Here is a 19,808-nt window from a genome sequence, read left to right on the forward strand (position 1 = left end):
GGTTAACCAGAACGTAACCCCTATTCACTTTATCCGTTCCCTCCAGGCGGCCGAACCGCTCGGAAGCAACGGATGGATATATAACCACGAAGCCAAAAAGCACACAAATCAGCAGCGCAGCAGGCGTTTTAATGATACGCGGCAATCGGCCCATGCGGGCCATCGATCACTTGCACCGGGGTATTGAAGATCTCGGTGAGCAAGTCGTCGCGCATGATCTCCTCCACGGTGCCGAAGGCGAAGACCTGCCCGTCCTTCGCCGCGCAGATGTAGTCCGCGTAGCGGGCCGCGAAGTTGATGTCGTGCAGCACGATCACGATGGTGCGGCCGAACTCGCGGGCCGCGGAGTGCAGGTGCTGCATCATTTCCACGGAGTGGGAGATGTCCAGGTTGTTCAGGGGCTCGTCGAGAAGCACGTAGTCCGTCTCCTGGCAAAGCACCATCGCAACGTATGCGCGCTGGCGTTGACCACCGGAAAGCTGGTCCAGGTAGCGATGCTCGAGTTCGCGCAGGCCGAAGAAGTCGATGTAGCGGGAGATGATCTCCTCGTCCCCTTCGGTCAAGCGCCCTCCCGAGTAGGGGAAGCGGCCGAAGCCGACGAGCTGGCGCACGGTCAGGCGGGTAACAAAGTGGTTTTCCTGCCGCAGGATGGAGACCACTTTGGCCAGGTCTTTCGGATTCGAAGAGGACACGTCCATCTGCCCGATGCGCACGGAGCCGGAATCCAGCGCCAAAAGCCGGCCGATCATGGTCAGAAGTGTCGACTTGCCGGCGCCGTTCGGCCCCACCAACGCAGTAATGCCGCCGGCCGGGATGTTCAGTGAGACCGGCCCGATGGCGGTGTCGTCGCCGTAGGCCTTGCTCACCTCGTTGAGCTCGATCACAGTCTCCCCTTCCGTAGGACAACGATGAGGAACGTCAGGCCGCCGACCAGCTCGATGATGATGGAGACGACGCCCTGGGCGTAAAAGATGTGGTTCATGACGAAGTACGCGCCCGCCAGGATGCAGTAGCCGAGCAGCGCCGCCATGGGGAACACGTAGCGGTGGTCGTAGGTGTCCGCGAACTGGTACGCGAGAGTGGCCACCAGGAAACCGAGGAAGGTCATCGGGCCGACCAGTGCAGTCGAGACCGCCATCAGTACCGAGACCAGCACGAGGGTATACACCGCGTGTTTTTTGTGGCTGACGCCCAAGTTCACCGCCACGTCGCGGCCGAGGCCGAGCACGTTGAGTCGGCGCGAATTCGCATACATCAGCCCGACTGCCACCAACACCAGGGGCACGGCCAGCGGGTAGTAGGCCGGGTCCGCGTTGTTCACGGAGCCGAACAGCCGAGCGGTGAGCACGTCGAACTCGCTGGGTGTGAGCAGGCGCTGCATGAACGTCGATACGCTGCCCAGTCCCCCTCCGAGCACGATGCCGACGAGCAGCATGGCGTGCATGTTCGGGTTGTCGCCGGCGAGCAGCCAGGTGTACAGGATCAGGCTTAAGCCCACCATGAGCACGAGCTGGATCACGAACATCTCCAGCGTGCGGGCGTTATTCAGCCCCGCGGCGCCGAGGAAGTACACAGTTGAGGTGTGAATGGCCACATACAGCGACTCGAACCCCATGATCGACGGGGTGATGATGCGGTTGTTCGTCACCGTTTGGAACGCCACCGTCGCCACGGCCTGGCACACCGCCACCACCGCCATCGCGATGACGGAGTTCAGGCGGCGCTGCGCGATCAGCCAGTAGCCGCGGGTGCCGAACTCCATGGGGTTCCCCCAGGACAGCAGGCCTGCGGTGAACAGCAACGCGGCCACCGCCAGCGCCGCCACGAGCAGCCAGTAGCGCCTCTTGCTTTGCGACGTCTGAAACGCCCCGACTTCACGCATTGCCTCACGCATTCCGGCTCCTCTTCACAATCAGGGCGATGAAGACGGCGGCGCCGACCACGCCGAGGATCACGGACACCGGCATCTCGAACGGCGCGATGACGATGCGTCCGAGCAGGTCGCACAGTGTCACCACGCCAATGCCGGTGAGGCAGACCCAGGGCAGGTTGGACCGGAGGTCGTCGCCACGCACCATGCTCACAATGTTGGGGACGATGAGCCCGAGAAACGGCAGGTTGCCCACGACAACTGTGACCACGCCGGTGGCCACCGCGACGAGGCTGGTGCCCACGAGCACGATGCGGTTGTAGTTCAGCCCGATGTTGGTCGCGATGTCTTCGCCCAGGCCGGCGGCGGTGAGGCGGTCGGCGTAGAAGAACACGGCGATGACCACGAGCAGCACGACCCAGAGGATCTCGTACTGGCCCGCGATCACGCTGGTGAACGAACCGGCGAACCAGACGCCGAGGGACTGCAGCAGATCAGTCTGCAGGGCAATGAATGTGGACACCGCACTGACCACCGCGCCGAGCATGATGCCGACGATGGGCACCACCAGGCTGGAGCGGAGCGTCACGCGCCGCAGGAACGCGAAGAACACCATGGTGCCGATGAAGGCGGCGCCGACGGCGAGCAGCATGCGCGTCATCACGGAGCCGTCCGGGAACAGCAGAAACGACGCGAGCAGCCCCAGCCCGGCCCACTCGGTGGTGCCGGTGGTGGTGGGTTCGACGAAGCGGTTTTGGGTGAGCATCTGCATGATCAGCCCACTCATCGCCATGGCCGCGCCGGCCAGCACCAGCGCGATTGTGCGCGGCACACGGGTGGCGCGGAACATCTCCCAGCCGTCCTCGGTGCCCAGGATGTCGTACTGCCCCACCATCAACGATGCTGCGAGCAGGGCGCAAACAAGGACGACACCCACCCCGAGCTTCCAGTCCAGAAGCTTGGGGCGGGTGGTGGTCGTTGCATCAGTCATCGGGGACAGACTACTTGGCAGCCTCGAGTTGCTCGGAGATCTGGTTGAGAATCTCGGTGTAGGTGATGATGGACTCGTTGGTGTAGGTGTCCGCCGGGGCGACGTAGACGTGGCCGTCCTTCACCGCGGCAACGTTCTTCAGCGGCGCGGAATCGTTGATCACGGACAGCGCTTCCGGGGAGTCGGTGATGGACTTCACGCCCGCGTCGCGGTCCAGCACGAGCAGCCAGTCCGGGTTGGCGCTGGCGATAGCTTCGACGGAGATGTCGTCACCCTGGTGGTCGTCGGAGGCGTTGTCCACCTCAAGCGCCGGGGTGAAACCAATCAGATCGAACAGCGGGCCCCACACGCGGCCCACGCCCGGTGCGACGTAGCCGATCTCGCCGCCGGAAACATTCAGGGCCATGACCTTCTGCTCCGGGTCGTAGGCGCTGCGGGCGCGCTGGACAGCCTCGGTGAATTCCTGGACTGCCTGCTCAGCCTCGGCCTGCTTGCCAAAGACCTCGCCCAGCTCCAGGGTCTGGCGGATCACCTCGCGGTCGAACGGCTCGCCGTCGCGCGGCTCGAAGTCCAGCAGCGTGGCGTCCGGGACCAGCTTCTCAATCTCTTCGTCGTATTGCTCGAAGCGCTGACCGGAGACGATCACGTCCGGGTCGGCGGCGACGATCGCTTCCAGATTCGGCTCGCGGTGGTTGCCGATGTCGATGATCTCCTCGTCATCGGCGAGGCCCGGGATGGAGTTGGGCACGAGCTGGCGCGCCGCGGCGACGGGCTTAATACCCCAGGAATCCAACAGCTCGAAGGAGCGATTGTCCAGGGCGACCACGCGCTTCGGCGGGCTGGGCACGGTCTTCTCGCCGTAGTTGTCGGTGACGGTCACGGTGCCGTCGGAAGCATCATTGCTTTGCGACGCACCTTCGGTCGCCGCCGTTTCCGAACCAGCGGCGGATTCAGTGGCAGACTCCGTGCCAGATTCAGAGGTGGAGCATGCGCCCAGAGTGAGAGCGCCGGCGGCCGCGAGGGCGATGAGAGAGGTACGCGAGAAACGGGTCACGGTCGTCCTTCCATTCAGTCGTAAGGTAAGGGTTACCTGACCCATATTAGGCTAACCAAACTTGGGAGCCAAACTGTCCGCCCCCTTAAGCCCTCTCGATCACCGCTGCGAGCCCCTGACCACCCCCGATACACATCGTCACGAGGGCGCGCTTGGCGTCGGTGCGGCGCATCCGATGCGCGGCGGTGACCACCATGCGCGCGCCGGTCGCACCCACCGGGTGGCCCAGCGAGATGCCGGAGCCCACCGGGTTCACGCGCGGGTCGTCCTCGGCGATCCCCCACGCGTCGAGCACTGCGAGTGCCTGGGCGGCAAACGCCTCGTTCAGTTCGATCAGGTCGATGTCGTCGAAGGTCAGGCCGAGGCGGTCGAACACCTTCTTCGTGGCGTCGACAGGCCCGATGCCCATGGTCTCCGGCGCAACCCCCGCCACAGCCCAGCCGCGCAACACGGCGAATGCGTCCAGCCCCAGCTCTTCGGCCTTGGCACGGGTGGTCACGATCATCGCGGCGGCGCCGTCGTTCTGGCCGGAGGCGTTGCCGGCAGTCACCGTGGCCGCCTCCAACGTTTTGCCCATAACCGGCCGCAGCTTGGCCAGCGATTCCTCGGAGGTGCCGGGGCGGATGTGCTCGTCCTTGTCCACCACCACCGGATCACCCTTGCGCTGCGGTACCGCAACCGGCACGATCTCGGCGTCGAAGTCTCCGGCCTCCTGCGCCGCCGCGGCGCGGGCGTGCGACGCCACCGCTAGCTTGTCCTGGCGGTCGCGCGCGATTGAGTACTCCTCGCGCAGGTTCTCCGCGGTCTCGATCATTCCGCCCGGGATCGGGTGGTGCTTGCCGCCAGCCTGCTCGCGGCCCTCCTGCAGGCGGTCCTTGAGCTCCATCGTGCCGCCCTTGGCACCCCAACGGATCTTTCCGTCCACGGTGTACTCGGTGTTGGACATTGATTCCGCACCGCCGGCGACGATCAGGTCTGCGGCACCGGCGGCAACGTGTGCGGCGGCGGTGGCAATCGCCTGCAGGCCGGAGCCGCAGCGGCGGTCCAGCTGCATGCCGGGCACGTCTACGCCCAGCTCAGCGTCGAGTCCGACGACGCGCCCCAGCGCGGGCGCGGCACCGTTGGGAGAAGCCTGGCCGAGGATGATGTCGTCGATCACCTGGCCGGAGATCCCGGCGTCCTCAATCACGGCCTTGACCACGGTCGCGGCCAGCTCCTGCACCGGCACGCCGACGAATGCGCCGCCGTAGCGCCCCACCGCGGTGCGCTTGGGGTTGCAGATGACAATATCTTTCGGGTCGCTCATTATGTCTCCTTCAAAGTGGTTGTTTGCAGGTCACGCTCGATCGCGCTCGCCGTCGCCTGCAGCGGGGGCAGCAGCCTATCGACGACCTCCCGGTGCCCCACCGCCCCAGCATGGGCCGACAGATTCACCGCGGCGACGACCTTGCCGTCGCTGCCGCGGACCGGGCACGCCACGGAGCGCAGGCCCAGTTCGAGTTCTTGGTCGACGATGCAGTAGCCCTGCCTTTGGACGTCGATAAGCAATTGCCTGAACGCGTCCTCGCTGGTGACTGTCTCCGGTGTGATGGGCTCGAGCGCGGTGCCGGCGAGGAAGGCGTCCAGCTGCGCGGGCGGGAGGTCGGCGAGCAGCACGCGGCCCATCGACGTTGCGTATGCGGGAAAGCGCGTGCCGATGGTGATGTTGACGCTCATGATGCGGTCAGCGGCGGCGCGGGCGACGTAGACGACGTCGGGGCCGTCGAGGACGGTCAGTGAGCACGACTCGTTGAGCGAGCGCGACAGCGCGTCCAAGTGCGGCTGCGCGATCGCCGGAAGGCCGAGGCTGGACAGGTACGAAAAGCCCAACTGGAGCGTTTTCGGGGTGAGCCAAAAAACGGTGCCGTCGCTGGCGGCGTACCCCTCAGCGACGAGCGTGTGCAGGAACCGGCGCACCGTCGCGCGCGGCAACCCCGTGGATTCCGCGACCTGGGCAAGCGTTTGACGCGGGCGGGCACCGCTGAACGCACGGATGACCGCTAGGCCCCGGGAGAGGCTCTGCACGAGTTGCACGTCACTACTAGACATGGGTGTGATCCTAGACGATCAAGGTTCGCTTTGTGAACCCTTGTGCAGTAGCCGAACAACAGTTAGGATGCACACATGATTAACAAGGTGGTTTCTTCAGCGAAGGAGGCAGTCGCCGACATTCACGACGGCGCCTCCATCGCCGTGGGCGGCTTCGGCCTGGTGGGCATCCCCGCCCGGCTCATCGACGCCCTGCGCGCCCAAGGCGCCGGCGATCTCACGATCATTTCCAACAACCTGGGCACCGACGGCTTCGGACTCGGCCTTCTACTCGCGGACAAGCGGATCTCCCGTTCCATCGGCTCCTACCTGGGCACGAACAAGGAGTACGCGCGCCAGTACCTGGAGGGCGAACTGACCGTGGAGTTCACCCCACAAGGCACCCTGGCCGAGCGTATGCGCGCCGGCGGCGCGGGCATCCCAGCGTTCTACACCAAGGCCGGCGTGGGCACCCCGCTGGCCACAGGGGAAATCCCCACCCGCTACAACCCGGACGGCACCATCGCCGAGTACTCCCGCCCGAAAGAACTACGCGAGTTCAACGGCGAACAGTACGTCATGGAAACCGCGCTGACCCCGGATTTCGCGTTCGTGCACGCGCACAAGGCGGACCGCTTTGGCAACCTCGTCTTCTCCAAGACCGCGCAGAACTTCAACCCGGACGCGGCCGTGGCCGGCAAGATCACCATCGTGCAGGCGGAGGAAGTGGTGGACGAGATCCCCGCGGCCGAGGTGAACCTGCCCGGCATCTACGTCGACCGCGTGGTCGAAGTGGGCCCGCAGGAGACCGGAATCGAATTTAGGACGGTGAGCGAGTAATGGCTTGGACCAGGCAAGAAATGGCGGCGCGTGCAGCCCAAGAGCTGGAAAACGGCCAGTACGTCAACCTGGGCATCGGCATGCCCACCCTCATCCCGGGCTACCTGCCCAAGGACGTTGAGGTGGTGCTCCACTCCGAAAACGGCATCCTCGGCGTGGGCCCCTACCCCACCGACGACGCCGTCGACCCGGAGCTGATCAACGCCGGCAAGGAAACCATCACCGTGGCGCCGGGCGGGTCATTCTTCGGCTCCTCGACGTCCTTTGGCATGATCCGCTCCCGCGCGATCGACGTCGCCGTGCTCGGCGCCATGGAGGTCTCCCAGTACGGCGACCTGGCCAACTGGATGATCCCGGGCAAGATGGTCAAGGGTATGGGCGGCGCGATGGACCTGGTGCACGGCGCCAAAAAGGTCATCCTGCTCATGGAGCACACCACCAAGAAGGGCGCCTCGAAGGTTCTGCCGGAGTGCCGCCTGCCGCTGACTGGCGCGAAGTGCGTGGACCAGATCATCACCAACCTGGCCGTGTTCACCGTGGACGAGAAGCAGGGGCTGACCCTGACCGAGGTTGCGCCGGGCGAGACCATCGAATCCGTGCGCGAGGCCACCGAAGCCCCGTTCGAGGCTGCTGTCTAAGGCGCGCCGCTTAGAACAGCGCGAAAGCCCCAGACCGTCATTACGGTCCGGGGCTTTCGCATCACTCGAGCGCGCTACTAGTAGGCGCGACCGTGCATCTTCTCCAGCTCAATGCCGTGGCCCTGGCCCGACAGGAACAGGGTGGACGCGTCGAGCTGGTACAGCTGCGGGTTAGACAGCAGCACCGATTTCAGGTCGTCGGCGTCCTTCTGCGCGTCCGGCGCGCATGCCATCCTCGTCTCAGCCAGGTCGCTGATGCGCAGGGCACCGGTGTTGTCGATCTGGTAGTTGGCCGTGCCGGTGTTGCAGCCGTCGTTGAAGTTCAGCAGCCCGTTCTCACGGAAGTCGACGGTGATGGTGGTGTTCTTCTTTGCCCGCAGCGTCGAATCCAGCGCACCAGTGAGACGCTCGGCCTTGAGCTGGTCTGCGCCTTCCGGGATCTGCTGGATCAGCTCGGAGCCGACCGGGGTCTCGGGTGCCGGGGCCGGGGCTGGTGCGGGTTTGCCGCCGAGGTCGGCGAACAGGTTCGAGCTCATCTGCACGAACTGATCGATGCTTGAGGTTTCGTTCTGCTCCTGGGCGTCGGCAGTTCCGACGCCGATAAGGCCGCCCGTGAGGGCGACTGCTGCTGTTGCTGTGGACAACTTTCTGAGAGTCTTGGTTGAAGTAACCATGGCCCTCACGCTACCGAGCGACTACGGGCAAACAAGGGGCTCAAAGGAACTTCAACGCAACTCCAAACTTGTGTTGACCCAGCGCATAGACTTGACGCATTCAATGATTTCCCCAGAAAAACGAAAACCCGCTGCTCAGGTGGGAGCAGCGGGTGGCGGAAGCGACGTCGATTAGTTCGCAGCTGCCTTTGAGAATTCGATGGCCTTGCCCTGGGCCGCAAGTGCAATGGTCTCGTCATCGATGCGGTACACCGACGGGTTCGAACGCAGAATGGACTTCAGCTCGTCCGCCTTGTTCATCTTGGTCGGGTCACACAGGCGCTGCGTCTCGGCGATGGTCCCGACCTTCACGGCACCGGTGCCGTCGATGGAGTACCCGGCGCTGCCGGCGTTGCAGCCGTCGAAAAACGAAAGCTTGCCGTCGGCCCCAAAGGTGACCGTCATGGACGCGTCGCCCTTCAACGGCAGCGTCCCCTGCAGAGCAGCCTTCGCCTTCTCTGCCGGCAACGGCTTCGCGCCCTCCGGCAGGTTCTTCAGCAGCATGTGGGAGCCGCCCTTGTTAATCACCGAGCCGCTAAAGGCAGACCACCCCATCTGCGTCCAGCCCTCGATGTCGTCCGGGCCGTTGGAAGACATCTGCGCATTGGCGGTGCCTGCGCCGAAAAAGCCACCGGCGAGGGCGGCGAGCGCGGTTGCAGCGGACAATGTCTTTACAGTCTTGGAGGTCATGAGCGCCAACCTACCTGGCATTTCGCAGCATTCAAGGGCCCCTACGAAGCTTTTACGCAACCTGGACGCTCCTTTAACCCAACGGCCAGCGCACGCTAGGGCGGCTTAGAAAAACACCACCTCGTCGCGCTCCAGCCACGCCCCCTTGCCACTTTCGGAGTCCCAACAGGTCACCCCAGTTTCCTCCACTGCGCACACGAACGGTCCGTGGTTGACCACTTCGCCGTACTGCACAACTTCGGCGGGTTCGCCGCCAGGGGGCCACACGGAGTCGTCGTAAAGCGGAGGCTCAGATTGCTCACGTGGGTAGCCGCCGAGGATCTCCATCATCCATCGCGGCGTGCCTAGCTCACCAATGCCGAACTTCTCGCTTTCCAGGAAGGACTTCACGCCGCAGTCGAACATCGGCTCGTCCGCCAGGTTCATCATACAGCCGATGTTGCCGGACGGGGTGACAAACAGCGCGTTTTGCACATCGCCGATGCTCTTGATCGTCTGGATCGGCCGCGCGTTGTCCGGGACGGGGCCGCCAGCACCCGGGTACGCCAGCGGTGCGCCCGGGATGCCCTGCCTATCGACGTGCTCCGCCTCCCCCGACGCCACAGCATCAGCCTGTTTCGTCGGCTCCTCAGGCTCCTGAACTTCCGGCGCGCCAGCCTCTGACGTCTCCACAGTCTCGGTCACCGTGACGTGCTCGGCCTCGGGCGCGCCACTGCAGCCGACAACCAGGAAGGTCGTGGCCGTGAATGCTGCAATAGCGTTGCGGTTCATGCCACCGGAGGCTAAAGCCCAATACTTCGGACCGAATTTGCACAGGCGTAAAAGTTCCTGCCACCCTTAGCCTCACAAACCCCAAGTAAGCCCTCCCGAGTATGCGCGATTTTGGGCCGTACTAGGGGTCCTTCACTCGGGGTTTGTGGTGCGGCCTGTCTGAGGCCGTGACAATCTACGGACGAGGCACTACCCTACTTGTTGATACGTCACCAAAAGGAGTGTTTAGCAATGAAAGCCTTCGGTTTCTTGAGCTTCGGGCATTACGCCTTCGGCGGCCAGCGCGGCCCGTCCGCGGAGAAGGTCGCCAAGATCCACCTGGAGATCGCCCAGGCGGCCGACGAGATCGGCGTGAACAACGCGTCCTTCCGCGTCCACCACTTCGTGCCGCAGGCATCCGCCCCGATGCCGCTGCTCGGCGCTGTCGCCGCCACCACTAAACACATCGAGGTGGGCACCGGCGTGATCGACATGCGCTACGAAAACCCGCTCTACCTCGCCGAAGAGGCCGCATCCCTGTACCAGCTCTCCGGCGGCCGCGTGGCCCTGGGCGTCTCGCGCGGCGCCCCCGAGGTTGCCGAGCGCGGCTGGGAGGCCTTCGGCTACAAGGGCGAGGCCCCCAACGGCGCGGACGTAGCGCGCGCCCATCTCGAGGCATTCATGGCCGCGGTGGACGGTAACGGGTTCGCCACCGCAGCACCGCTGGAACGGCAGTACCCCAACATGTTCCAGCCCGGCTCCGCCCTGCCGGTCTTCCCCATGGCACCCGAGCTGCGCAAGCACATCTTCTACGGCTCAGGCACCCACACTTCGGCGGAGCAGACCGCCAAGGACGGGCTGAACCTGATGTCTTCCACCCTGGTCTCCGAGACCACCGCCGAGACCTTGGGCGAGATCCAGGCGGACCAGATCAGCCGCTACCGCGCAGCCTGGAAGGAAGCGGGCCACGACTGGACCCCACGCGTGTCCGTCTCCCGCTCCATCTTCCCCATCGTCGACGGCGCAGACATGCAGCGCTTCGGCATGCAGGCCTCCGGCTCCGACCAGGTTGGCTTGCTGCCCGACGTGGGCGCTTCCACCTTCGGCCGCACCTACGCCGCCGAGCCAGACAAATTGATCGAGCAGCTCAAGGCCGACCCGGCCGTCATGGCCGCCGACACGCTACTGATCACCATCCCCACCGGCATGGGCGTGGACGTCAACGTGAAGATCCTGGAAAACTTCGCCACCCATGTCGCCCCCGCGCTGGGCTGGCAGCCGAACACCGAGGGCCCGGTCACCGGTTACCCGATCGACTAAGTCTCGGGCCTCGGCGGCATGACTACCATGACGGCCCATAAGGACGATCTCTAGATCTTCCGACGCCCCCGACCGCCGAAAGCTCTCCTCCAAGGACCTAAACCGTAATGCAGGATCCAAGCGCACCCCTCACGACGCACACCGACTCGACCGGCGAGTTCGTCATCTACAACACGGAGGACGGACGGACCGAGGTCCAATTACGCCTCATTGATGACTCAGTCTGGATGACCCAGGCCGAAATGTCAGAGCTTTTCGACATCAGCCGTTCCGGTGTTAGTGAGCACCTTAAATCTATCTTCAACACTGGTGAGCTTAATCGTGATGAGGTTGTTCGGAAATTCCGAAAGGAGCCAGGTCACGCAGGGTATGGACGCACCCTAGACCATTACAATCTCGACACCATCATGGCCGTCGGATTCCGCGTACGTGGCCCACGCGGCAACCAGTTCCGCACTTGGGCAACTACCGTCCTCAAGGAATATCTTGTTAAAGGCTTCGCCCTAAACGACGAGAAGCTGAAAGACCCCCTCGGCACGGATTACTTTGACGAGCTCCTCGCACGCATCCGGGATATCCGCTCCAGCGAGGCGCGACTCTACTTGGAGCTGCGCAACATCATTGCCCTGGCCGATGACTACGACGCCAGCAGCAAGACCACTCACCGCCTTTTCGCGAAGATCCAGGACAAGCTGCACTACGCCATCACAGGCAACACGGCAGCCGAAATCATCGCCACGCGCTGCGATCCGTCTGCTGACAATCTCGGTCTGACCAGCTGGAAAGGCGAAGTGGTCCGCAAAGGTGACGTGACCACTGCGAAGAACTACCTCACGGATGATGAACTGCGGAGGCTGAATTACCTCGTGTCTGGTTTCCTGAACTATGCCCAGGACCAAGCCGAACGCCGCAAGGTTGTTCACATGTCGGACTGGCTGACCAAAGCAGACCAGTTCATCGAGTTCAACGACTACGAACCTCTGAACGACCACGGTCGCATTTCGCGAAAGGACGCGGACAAGCTCGCCGAGGACCGCTACGGTCTCTATGACCAGGGGCGCAAAGAAATCGAGTTCCGCGAAGCAGACCGCAACCTCGTCGAGGCACTTCAAGAAGCGGATCGGAAACTGATCTCCCAAAGAAAACGTCTCCAACCCCGCAGAAAGTCTGACTGAGCCACGAAACGGAAAAGCGGACGTTCTACCTAGTAAAACGTCCGCTTTCGGTGGAGCCGCCGGGAATTGAACCCGGGTCCTTCATCACCGCGCCAGGGCTTCTCCGTGCGCAGTTCGCACGTTGTCTCTCATCGACCCTCCGGATCAGGCGAACATGTCCGGATGACGGGCCCAGTCAGTGAAAGGTGTCCCTTCCAAGGCCCCACTGACAGAGCCGGAAGGCAAGTCCCCTAAGTCGACGCCAGGTACCGGGTCGGGGACATCCCCGGCCTGACGGACACGCAGGTCGCTGGACCTTTCTAATTAGGCAGCGAGGGCGTAGTCACGCTGAGAGTTCTTCTCTGCGTTTATTAGTTACAGCGACGCTTACGGTGGTCTCCTGTCTGCACCGGCACGCTTCCCCTGGCTAAGTAGATGAAGTCGAAACCAGAATCGACCCCTTCAACTACGAAGAAACGTAGGAGACAAAACTTTACCGCATTGGCCCCAAGATGTACAAGAGGCTTTACGACGTAAACGCTGGACGCACCCGGAGGAACTCCACGACGGCATCCGGGCCGGCGTTGACGGCGAGGCGCGCCGCCTTGGCCACCTCGTTGGCTGCCATCTTCGGCCTGCCGTTGTCGCCGGCGAGCATGTCCGTGTCGGTGCGGCCCGGGTGCAGGGAGGTCACGCGCACCTTGCCGGCTTCCTCTTGCGCCAGGGACTCCGTGAATCCGCGGAGGGCGAACTTGGACGCGCAATAGGCGGAATTTTCGGCGATGCCGTGGAATCCTGCGCCGGAGTTGATGGTGATGATGAGGCCGGAGGAGCGTCGCAAGGCAGGAAGCAACGCGCGGGTGAGCGTGACGGGGGCGAAGAGGTTGACCTCCATCATCTCGCGCCAGGTGTCGTCGGTGAGCTCCTCCAGCGGGCCATGGTCCATCACGCCGGCGGCGAGCACGAGGACGTCCAGCTCCTCGATATTGGAGGCCGCTTCCAGGATGGCGTCAGTATCGGTGAGGTCCGCCTCGAACGGCTCGGCGCTGGGCAGCGCCGCGACGATGTCGGAGGCGTCCTTCGACGCGCCCGCGTAAATGTGGTGGTCCTTGCCCAGGTCCTCGGCGATGGCGCGGCCGATGCCGCGGGATGCTCCAGTAATCAGTGCCTTCTTCATAGGCACCCACCGTAGCGAATCCGAAGCTTAAGCCTTGATGCCCTTGAGCTTGCGGCCCAGATCGCGGGTGATCTCGCGGTCCTCGGTGCGGCGCTTGATGTCGCGGCGCTTGTCGTAGTCCTGCTTGCCCTGGGCAAGGCCCAGCTCGACCTTCGCGCGGCCGTCCTTGAGGTAGAGCGACAGCGGGATCAGGGTGCGGTTGCCGTCGCGGACCTTGCCTTCGAGCGAGTCGATCTCGCGGCGGTGCAAAAGCAGCTTGCGGGTGCGGCGCGGCGGGTGGTTGGTCCAGTGGCCGCGGGAGTACTCCGGGATGTGCATGTTGCGCAGCCAGACCTCGCCGTTGTCGATGGTGGCGAACGCCTCCACCAGCGACACCTTGCCCTCGCGCAGCGCCTTGATCTCGGTGCCCTGCAGCACCAGCCCGCACTCCCAGGTGTCCAAGATGTGGTAGTCATGGCGAGCTTTCCGGTTGGTGGCAAGCACACCGGTGTTGGAAAGCTTCTGCTTCTTGTTCTTCTTGGACATAAGGCAGATGAGTCTACTACTTGCGCACGTAAGAGCGAAGCGCCACCTGCGCGGCCAGCCCACCGAGCACCATGGCGACGATGCCGACCAGCGGCATGACCGCCCACACGGTGCTGTCCGGCACGCGTGCGATGAGCTGGTTGGCGTAGAGGTCGCCCAGCAGCGGGTCCACGATGAGCTGCTTGCCGGCCCACACGCCGACGGTGGCCAGCACCGCGCCGATGAGCACGGACAGCACCGCCTCCAGAACGAACGGTGCTTGGGTGAACCAGCGCGAGGCACCCACCATGCGCATGATGCCGATCTGCTCGCGGCGGTTGTACGCCGCCAGCTGCACCATGTTGGAGATCAAGAACACCGCGGCCAGCGCCTGCGCCGCCGCCACGGCGAACGCCACGTTGCGGAATGTGTTCAGCGTCCCGGCCGCCGAGCGCACCGTGTCTGCCTGGTCGGAGATCACCTCCACTTGCTCCATGTCGCGGATTGTGTCCAGCGGCGAGGTGTCCGTCGGGTCCGCCAGGCGCACGTGCAACGCGGCCGGCAGTGCGTCTGGGGCGGTCTCGCGCACCAGCTCCGGCTCGGATTCCTGGAACAGTTCCTTGAAGCGCTCGTAGGACTGCTCGCGGGAGCGGAAGGTCACCTGCTCCACGCGGTCGTCGGCCTGCAGGGTGTCGCGCACCTGCTTGCAGCGGTCCGTAGAGCAATCCTGGTCGTTTGCGGAGATGTCCTCGTCCAGCTCCACCATCACCTCGACGCGGTCTAAGTACAGGTCCTTCGTCTGCGTGGTGGCCTTGGAAATCAGCACGCCGGTGCCCACCAGCACCAGCGACAGCGCAGTGGTGATGATCAGCGCGATGGTCATAGTGAGGTTGCGGCCCAGGCCTTTGACACCCTCACGGAAAATAAACTCCCAGTTCACGGCTACCTCCTCACGTCCCCGTACACGCCGTTGTCCTCGTCGCGCACGATCTTGCCCAGCTGCAGCTCCACCACGCGTTTGCGCATCTCGTCCACCGCTCGCGCGTTGTGCGTGGACATGACCACAGTGGTGCCCATGCGGTTAATGCGTGCGAGCAGGGCCATGATTTCGTCGGCGGTGCCGGGGTCGAGGTTGCCCGTTGGTTCGTCGCAAAGCATGAGCTTTGGCTTATCGACGAAAGCTCTCGCAATAGCCACGCGCTGCTGCTCACCACCGGACAGCTCCCGCGGCATGCGGTTCGCCTTGGCGCCGAGGCCGACCAGCTCGAGGGCGTCGGGGACGAGTTTGGTGATGCGGTTTTTCGGCTTGCCAATGACCTCGAGCGCGAACGCGACGTTGTCGTAGACGCTCAAGTTCGGCAGCAGGCGGAAGTCCTGGAACACGTAGCCGATGGACTGGCGCAGCTTGTTCACTTGCTTGCCGCCCAGGGCGTTGACGTGGAAGTCGTTGAAGAAGATGTCGCCCGAAGAGACGTTTTCCTCGCGGATTAAAAGCTGCAGGAAGGTGGACTTGCCGGAGCCGGACGCGCCGATGAGGAACACGAACTCGCCGTCGGGGATGTCGAGCGTGACATCGTCGAGCGCGGGGCGCGTCGACGTCGGGTACGCCTTGGTCACATGGTCGAATCGGATCACGTGACACACCTTACCTGTTACTGATGTGACTGTAGTGAATGTTGGCGGCGGGCCGGCAGACGGGGACGCGCGCGCCCCAGGACACATCGCGGCGGAATCTGTCAGTCAGGCCCCATCGCCCCAGGTCGGTGCAAGAGCCTGACGTAATCTGTCAGGAACCGGCCCCATGGGAAAACCCACCTGCAAAAACAGGTGGGATTTCCCGGCGCCGATAAGGCAGTGTCTTAGTCGTTGACGTAGAGGTACTGCTTGTTCACAAACTCGTCGAGCGCGAACACGGACAGCTCGCGGCCGAAGCCGGAGCGCTTCACGCCGCCGAACGGCAGGACTGCGGAGAAGTACTGGCCGAGATTGACGTGGATCATGCCGGTGTCGATCTGGTCCGCAACCTTGATGGCGCGCTCGGTATCGTCGGAGAAGACCGCGCCGCCGAGGCCCTGGTAAGAGTTGTTTGCCAGCTCGACGGCCTCTTCCTCGGAAGATACCTTGTAAATCTCGGCAACCGGGCCGAAGAACTCCTCGTAGTACTCGTCGGAGCCGACCGGAAGATCGGTCAGCACCGCCGGGGAGTAGTAGGCCGAGTTGTCCTCCAACACACCGCCAGTGCGCAGCTTCGCACCCTTCTCCACAGCTCGCTTGACCTGGTCATCCAGCAGCTCTGCCGCGCGACGGGAGGACATCGGGTAGTACTCATTCTCGCCCGGGTTGGACGGATCGCCCTTCTTAAAGGAATCGGCGATGGCCACCATCTCGTCAACAAACTCGTCGTAGATGTCGTCCATCACGATGATGCGCTTGTTGGAGGTGCACACCTGGCCTGCGTTCTGCACGCGCTTTGCCCAAGCGTCCTGCGCCGCGGTCTTGATGTCCGAGGAGTCCAGGATGACGTACGGGTCGGTGCCTCCGAGCTCGAGGACAACCTTCTTGAGGTTCTTGCCGGCGGTCTCCGCCACCTTCGCACCGGCGCGCTCGGAGCCGGTGAGGGAAACACCCTGCACGCGCGGGTCGGCGATGATGGTCTCGATCTGCTCGTGGGTGGCGTAGACGTTAATGAACACGCCGTCCGGCAAGCCCGCCTCCTTGAGGATCTCCTCAAAGGCCGCACCGGACTTCGGGGTGATCTCGGCGTGCTTCAAGATGATGCAGTTGCCGTTCATCAGGTTCGGGCCCGCGAAGCGAGCAACCTGGTAGATCGGGAAGTTCCACGGCATGATGCCGAGCAGCGTGCCCAGCGGCAGGCGGCGCACAACAGCCTTGCCACCCGGGACGTCGACCTTCTTGTCGGCCGAGTGCTCAGCAGCGTTGTCTGCGTAGAACTGCAGGATGTCGCCGGAAAAGTCGGCCTCCCACTCACCTTCCGGCACAGACTTACCCATCTCCGAGGCCATGATCTGCGCCAGCTCGTTCGAGCGCTCCTTGAGCAGCTGCGCCGCCTTGCCCACGATCTCAGCGCGCTCCTCGTAGGACGTCTTGCGCCAGGTCTTGAACGCTTCTGCGGAGCGTTCCAGGATGTCCTGGATTTCCTGGTCAGTGGCAAAGTCGAAGGTTTCAATGACCTCGTTGGTTGCAGGGTTTTGCACGCGGTACTGGTTAGACATGATGGTCCTTTCTGGAATGTTGTTTCTGTTTTTCACCGACGTTTGTGAACTCTATCACTACGCTCCGGGCCTGTAAGCCCCGTCGCTCATTTTGATGCCTTCGTCTTGGCCCATGTAGGAGGTTTCCTGCGTCAGCGCGTCGAGAAGCGTCTTGTGGTTTTCCTCCACGACTTGTGCGAGTGCCTCCGGGTTGGCGCGCAGCAGGTCAAAACGCTGCTGCACGAGCGGGAGATCCAGCTCAGCAAACGGGCGGGACACAGCGTGCGGCACGTCGTAGACGTCGGCCACCTCGTCGCCGTGCATGATGCGGGTGGCGGTGTACATCCAATCGTCGATGGACTCGTCCGGGAACGGCAGCAGCTGCTTAACGTTGGTGCGGAAGCCGTTGAACAGCGCCTCCACCAGCGCGCGGGACGCGTCGTTCGGCTCGCCGTCGACGAAATGGATCGCGTCGATCGTCTCCTGGGATGCGTCGATGTCCGTCTCCGGTTCAAGGAGGTCGCCCGGAATACCCAGCATCAGGCCCACGACCTTCCAGAGGTAGAACAGGTCCTGCTCCTCCTCCAGGGTGAGGCGGTAGCCAAGGTTTCGCAGGTAGGTAAACGCGATGTAGGTGAAGTCGAACCAGGTGCGGAACATGTCCAGCTCGGAAATCGGCGCGCCCCACTCGGAGTAGTCCAGGCCAAGCTGCGTCTGCACGCGGCGCACATGCGCGTGCATCGCGCGGACCATGCCGGTGTGGATGTAGCTGACGTTGCCCGGCTTCAGCCCGTCCTTCAGATACACCGAGTAGATCCAGTTGGTGGTGTAGGCGAGGCGGTGCACAGCGCCCTCGGTGAGTTCGCCGGTGTTGACCAGGATGTCGGCGATCGACGGCGTGGAGTAGGTGTGGATCAGCGCGCCCGGTCCGAGCGAGAGGTTCTGAGCAAGCACCGGGATCGCCAGCGCAGCTTTCTGGCCGCGCTCGAGCCGTTCCCAGTCCACACCATCGAGGGCGGCATTCATGTCGTCGATAAGCGCCTTGACCTCGGGCAGCGTATCTGCGTCCGCTTCGCCGCGCGCGAGCGCCGCACGCAGGTTCGGCATGATGTCCTTACTCTTATTGCCGCTGGTGTACAGCGCGTCGGCGATGGGGTCCATCGCCCAAAACGCCTGCTCGAATCGCTTCGCGCGCTCTTCGCCAAACTTCTCGACGAAAGCTTCGCGGCTCCCACGCGCCTGCGGCCAATCCGAGCGGCTGTAGTGATCCTGCGCGAGCGGGTTGTCAACGAAAGTCTGAGTCATGGTTGTGCTCCTTGAGTGTTGGGGTCGGCTCGCGCGCTCTAGCGCAGGCCTTCCTTGGATGTGTCGTGCAGCTTGTACTCGGCCTTGACGTGCGGGGCTTTCTCGGCGATGTAGTCCTCGATCTGCTTAAACACGTCGGACCACGGCGGCTTGCCGTCCGCGGCTTTCTTCACCTTCGCGGCCTGCGCGCCGGGCAGCGTGTCGCGCACCCGGTAGATCACGGCCTCGGCTTTCGCCTTGAGCAGGAAAGCGATCTTCCAGTGCAGGTACGGCGTGCCCTCGAACCGGGAGCCCTTGACCATGAACTTGGTGTCCTCGTCGCCGATGATCAGAGACAGCGCTCCGAGCACCTGCGCTGGCATCTTCGGGTCCAGGTCCTCCAAGATGCCCATCAGAGCGGTTGCCACTCGCACGTGGTAGTCCGAGGAGTAGCCGCCGTTGGCGTAGATGAAGTCCGTCATCTTGCGCATCTCGTCGCCGGTCTTCGGGATCAAGCGCTCCTCTGCGCCCATGAGGTAGAGCACCCACGCCCAATACATTGCGACGTCGTCCCACTCCTCCCCGGTGTGCGGGCGGCCGAAGAACTCGTCCACGCCGATCGGCATGAGCGCGAACCAGCCCTCGCCGGAGACGAGGAAGGACGAGCCAATGGGGCGGCCGAACTCGTTGTAGTGCTCCGGGCCCCACAGCTTTTCCAGGCCGCGATTGGCCTGGGCGTGCAGCAGGCGCACGCGCACGGCGGCCTTCAGCCCGTCGCTGTAACGGTCGAACACTCCCTTCTTGCCCAGGTCCACGAAGAACTTCACCGTCTCGATGATGCGGGTGAACGACTCAATCTCGAACATGGCGGTCTCGCCGGTAGCCGCGGAGGTGCGGTCCTCCATCGTCGTGGCCCAGTAGGCGAAGCCGATGGAGAGCAACTCCGCAGACGGCGTGACGTTGTAGTACGCAATGCGGCCGCGTTCGGCGGCTTCAAGGTCGATCCAGTCCGGAATGTTGTCCACCTCGGCGAAGAACTCCACCAGTTCCGGCGACGGGTCGGCGACCTTATCTATGCCCTCGTTGAGTGCCGTTTCAAAGTCGGCGCGGGACTTCTCCGCACCGTCGCGCTTGAAAGCCTCGGCGAGCTTGGCTCCGGTTTCGTCGGTCTGCCACATGTGATCGTCCAGAAGCTTTGTTTGGAAGCTGGTGTAGCCCTCCCACTCGTCAGCGACGGTGTGCCAGCGGTCGAACAAGTTGTGGCGTAGCGTGGCCCAACCCGGTCGGCGTGTACGACGCTTCGGGGCCGGGCGAAGCGGCATGCCATCCCGGTAGAAGTAGCGGAAATCCTCGAAGGGATTGTCCGACATCGGCAGGATTTCGGGATGCACTGGATGTTGGTATTGATGCTCCTTGCGAGCATCGGTGCTGGTAGTCATGCGTGTCACTTCCCTTTGACTTAGGGCCCTGGCTCAGGGCGACCGATTTTGGGCCTTGCCGCAAACAAGCGCCGACAACCTTGTCGACCACTAAAAGTGTTGCTT

General features: G+C 63.6%; 20 protein-coding genes and 1 other RNA gene. 4 read left to right on the top strand and 17 right to left on the bottom strand.

What is annotated here, in order from left to right; translation table 11 throughout:
* Positions 1 to 128: 128 nt before the first annotated feature.
* From QP996_RS08195 to QP996_RS08220, 6 genes are all read right to left on the bottom strand, one after another.
* Positions 129 to 884 (bottom strand): iron ABC transporter ATP-binding protein, encoded by a 756-nt coding sequence (locus QP996_RS08195; protein ID WP_284872175.1) that lies wholly within the window; start codon positions 882 to 884, stop codon positions 129 to 131.
* Positions 881 to 1,894: an iron chelate uptake ABC transporter family permease subunit gene (locus QP996_RS08200; RefSeq protein ID WP_284872176.1), complete on the bottom strand. Its 1,014-nt coding sequence runs from the start codon at positions 1,892 to 1,894 to the stop codon at positions 881 to 883. Before QP996_RS08200 ends, QP996_RS08195 begins: the two co-directional genes overlap by 4 nt.
* A complete protein-coding gene (locus tag QP996_RS08205) occupies positions 1,887 to 2,861 on the bottom strand; it encodes an ABC transporter permease (protein WP_284872177.1) in 975 nt (324 codons plus the stop codon). The genes QP996_RS08200 and QP996_RS08205 overlap by 8 nt, the downstream gene beginning before the upstream one ends.
* Positions 2,862 to 2,871: 10 nt before the next feature.
* A complete protein-coding gene (locus QP996_RS08210) occupies positions 2,872 to 3,915 on the bottom strand; it encodes a siderophore ABC transporter substrate-binding protein (protein ID WP_284872178.1) in 1,044 nt (347 codons plus the stop codon).
* Positions 3,916 to 4,000: 85 nt separating this feature from the next.
* Complete coding sequence (locus tag QP996_RS08215) at positions 4,001 to 5,221, bottom strand: acetyl-CoA C-acetyltransferase (protein WP_284872179.1); 1,221 nt, start codon at positions 5,219 to 5,221, stop codon at positions 4,001 to 4,003.
* Positions 5,221 to 6,003, bottom strand: a complete 783-nt coding sequence (locus tag QP996_RS08220; RefSeq protein ID WP_284872180.1) for an IclR family transcriptional regulator domain-containing protein — start codon at positions 6,001 to 6,003, stop codon at positions 5,221 to 5,223. Before QP996_RS08220 ends, QP996_RS08215 begins: the two co-directional genes overlap by 1 nt.
* A gap of 75 nt (positions 6,004 to 6,078) precedes the next feature.
* On the opposite strand from QP996_RS08220, the gene QP996_RS08225 reads away from it, so the two are divergent.
* Together QP996_RS08225 and QP996_RS08230 are read left to right on the top strand one after the other, a co-directional pair.
* On the top strand, positions 6,079 to 6,822 hold the full coding sequence (locus tag QP996_RS08225) for a CoA transferase subunit A (RefSeq protein ID WP_284872181.1): 744 nt from the start codon (positions 6,079 to 6,081) through the stop codon (positions 6,820 to 6,822).
* The gene (locus QP996_RS08230) at positions 6,822 to 7,460 is read left to right on the top strand and encodes a CoA transferase subunit B (RefSeq protein ID WP_284872182.1); all 639 of its coding nucleotides are present in this window, start codon (positions 6,822 to 6,824) and stop codon (positions 7,458 to 7,460) included. The genes QP996_RS08225 and QP996_RS08230 overlap by 1 nt, the downstream gene beginning before the upstream one ends.
* A gap of 77 nt (positions 7,461 to 7,537) precedes the next feature.
* Here the strand turns inward: QP996_RS08230 and QP996_RS08235 are convergent, their stop codons facing one another.
* The 3 genes from QP996_RS08235 to QP996_RS08245 all read right to left on the bottom strand — a co-directional run bounded on the left by QP996_RS08235 (position 7,538) and on the right by QP996_RS08245 (position 9,634).
* On the bottom strand, positions 7,538 to 8,134 hold the full coding sequence (locus QP996_RS08235; protein ID WP_284872183.1) for an META domain-containing protein: 597 nt from the start codon (positions 8,132 to 8,134) through the stop codon (positions 7,538 to 7,540).
* Positions 8,135 to 8,305: 171 nt separating this feature from the next.
* Positions 8,306 to 8,863 (bottom strand): META domain-containing protein, encoded by a 558-nt coding sequence (locus QP996_RS08240; RefSeq protein WP_284872184.1) that lies wholly within the window; start codon positions 8,861 to 8,863, stop codon positions 8,306 to 8,308.
* A gap of 105 nt (positions 8,864 to 8,968) precedes the next feature.
* On the bottom strand, positions 8,969 to 9,634 hold the full coding sequence (locus tag QP996_RS08245; protein ID WP_284872185.1) for a hypothetical protein: 666 nt from the start codon (positions 9,632 to 9,634) through the stop codon (positions 8,969 to 8,971).
* Between the two features lie 231 nt (positions 9,635 to 9,865).
* Between QP996_RS08245 and QP996_RS08250 the strand changes: the two genes are divergently transcribed.
* Together QP996_RS08250 and rhuM are read left to right on the top strand one after the other, a co-directional pair.
* Entirely contained in the window at positions 9,866 to 10,933 is a 1,068-nt protein-coding gene (locus QP996_RS08250) for an LLM class flavin-dependent oxidoreductase (protein ID WP_284872186.1), read from the top strand.
* Positions 10,934 to 11,040: 107 nt separating this feature from the next.
* Positions 11,041 to 12,108 (top strand): RhuM family protein, encoded by a 1,068-nt coding sequence (gene rhuM / locus QP996_RS08255; RefSeq protein WP_284872187.1) that lies wholly within the window; start codon positions 11,041 to 11,043, stop codon positions 12,106 to 12,108.
* A gap of 48 nt (positions 12,109 to 12,156) precedes the next feature.
* Here rhuM and ssrA read toward each other — a convergent pair.
* The 8 genes from ssrA to QP996_RS08295 all read right to left on the bottom strand — a co-directional run bounded on the left by ssrA (position 12,157) and on the right by QP996_RS08295 (position 19,703).
* Positions 12,157 to 12,548: a transfer-messenger RNA gene (gene ssrA / locus QP996_RS08260) on the bottom strand.
* Between the two features lie 65 nt (positions 12,549 to 12,613).
* Complete coding sequence (locus tag QP996_RS08265; protein ID WP_284872188.1) at positions 12,614 to 13,264, bottom strand: SDR family oxidoreductase; 651 nt, start codon at positions 13,262 to 13,264, stop codon at positions 12,614 to 12,616.
* Between the two features lie 27 nt (positions 13,265 to 13,291).
* Complete coding sequence (gene smpB, locus QP996_RS08270; protein WP_063937186.1) at positions 13,292 to 13,789, bottom strand: SsrA-binding protein SmpB; 498 nt, start codon at positions 13,787 to 13,789, stop codon at positions 13,292 to 13,294.
* Between the two features lie 16 nt (positions 13,790 to 13,805).
* On the bottom strand, positions 13,806 to 14,708 hold the full coding sequence (gene ftsX, locus QP996_RS08275) for a permease-like cell division protein FtsX (RefSeq protein WP_284872189.1): 903 nt from the start codon (positions 14,706 to 14,708) through the stop codon (positions 13,806 to 13,808).
* Positions 14,709 to 14,710: 2 nt separating this feature from the next.
* On the bottom strand, positions 14,711 to 15,403 hold the full coding sequence (gene ftsE / locus QP996_RS08280; RefSeq protein ID WP_284872190.1) for a cell division ATP-binding protein FtsE: 693 nt from the start codon (positions 15,401 to 15,403) through the stop codon (positions 14,711 to 14,713).
* A gap of 224 nt (positions 15,404 to 15,627) precedes the next feature.
* Entirely contained in the window at positions 15,628 to 17,001 is a 1,374-nt protein-coding gene (locus QP996_RS08285) for an NAD-dependent succinate-semialdehyde dehydrogenase (protein WP_284872191.1), read from the bottom strand.
* 57 nt (positions 17,002 to 17,058) lie between these two features.
* Positions 17,059 to 18,285: an oxygenase MpaB family protein gene (locus QP996_RS08290; protein WP_284872192.1), complete on the bottom strand. Its 1,227-nt coding sequence runs from the start codon at positions 18,283 to 18,285 to the stop codon at positions 17,059 to 17,061.
* Positions 18,286 to 18,323: 38 nt separating this feature from the next.
* Positions 18,324 to 19,703 carry an oxygenase MpaB family protein gene (locus QP996_RS08295; RefSeq protein ID WP_284872193.1) on the bottom strand — a complete coding sequence of 460 codons (1,380 nt, stop codon included), beginning with the start codon at positions 19,701 to 19,703 and terminating at the stop codon, positions 18,324 to 18,326.
* Positions 19,704 to 19,808 lie beyond the last annotated feature (105 nt).

The sequence above is a fragment of the Corynebacterium sp. MSK008 genome (assembly GCF_030232585.1).
In the GTDB taxonomy this organism is placed as follows: Bacteria; Actinomycetota; Actinomycetes; order Mycobacteriales; family Mycobacteriaceae; genus Corynebacterium.

Coding starts and splice junctions, on each gene's coding strand:
- QP996_RS08200 (WP_284872176.1), bottom strand. CDS start 1,894: ATGCGTGAGGCAATGCGTGAAGTCGGGGCGTTTCAGACGTCGCAAAGC.
- QP996_RS08205 (WP_284872177.1), bottom strand. CDS start 2,861: ATGACTGATGCAACGACCACCACCCGCCCCAAGCTTCTGGACTGGAAG.
- QP996_RS08215 (WP_284872179.1), bottom strand. CDS start 5,221: ATGAGCGACCCGAAAGATATTGTCATCTGCAACCCCAAGCGCACCGCG.
- QP996_RS08220 (WP_284872180.1), bottom strand. CDS start 6,003: ATGTCTAGTAGTGACGTGCAACTCGTGCAGAGCCTCTCCCGGGGCCTA.
- QP996_RS08225 (WP_284872181.1), top strand. CDS start 6,079: ATGATTAACAAGGTGGTTTCTTCAGCGAAGGAGGCAGTCGCCGACATT.
- QP996_RS08230 (WP_284872182.1), top strand. CDS start 6,822: ATGGCTTGGACCAGGCAAGAAATGGCGGCGCGTGCAGCCCAAGAGCTG.
- QP996_RS08235 (WP_284872183.1), bottom strand. CDS start 8,134: ATGGTTACTTCAACCAAGACTCTCAGAAAGTTGTCCACAGCAACAGCA.
- QP996_RS08240 (WP_284872184.1), bottom strand. CDS start 8,863: ATGACCTCCAAGACTGTAAAGACATTGTCCGCTGCAACCGCGCTCGCC.
- QP996_RS08245 (WP_284872185.1), bottom strand. CDS start 9,634: ATGAACCGCAACGCTATTGCAGCATTCACGGCCACGACCTTCCTGGTT.
- QP996_RS08250 (WP_284872186.1), top strand. CDS start 9,866: ATGAAAGCCTTCGGTTTCTTGAGCTTCGGGCATTACGCCTTCGGCGGC.
- rhuM (WP_284872187.1), top strand. CDS start 11,041: ATGCAGGATCCAAGCGCACCCCTCACGACGCACACCGACTCGACCGGC.
- QP996_RS08265 (WP_284872188.1), bottom strand. CDS start 13,264: ATGAAGAAGGCACTGATTACTGGAGCATCCCGCGGCATCGGCCGCGCC.
- smpB (WP_063937186.1), bottom strand. CDS start 13,789: ATGTCCAAGAAGAACAAGAAGCAGAAGCTTTCCAACACCGGTGTGCTT.
- QP996_RS08285 (WP_284872191.1), bottom strand. CDS start 17,001: ATGTCTAACCAGTACCGCGTGCAAAACCCTGCAACCAACGAGGTCATT.
- QP996_RS08290 (WP_284872192.1), bottom strand. CDS start 18,285: ATGACTCAGACTTTCGTTGACAACCCGCTCGCGCAGGATCACTACAGC.
- QP996_RS08295 (WP_284872193.1), bottom strand. CDS start 19,703: ATGACTACCAGCACCGATGCTCGCAAGGAGCATCAATACCAACATCCA.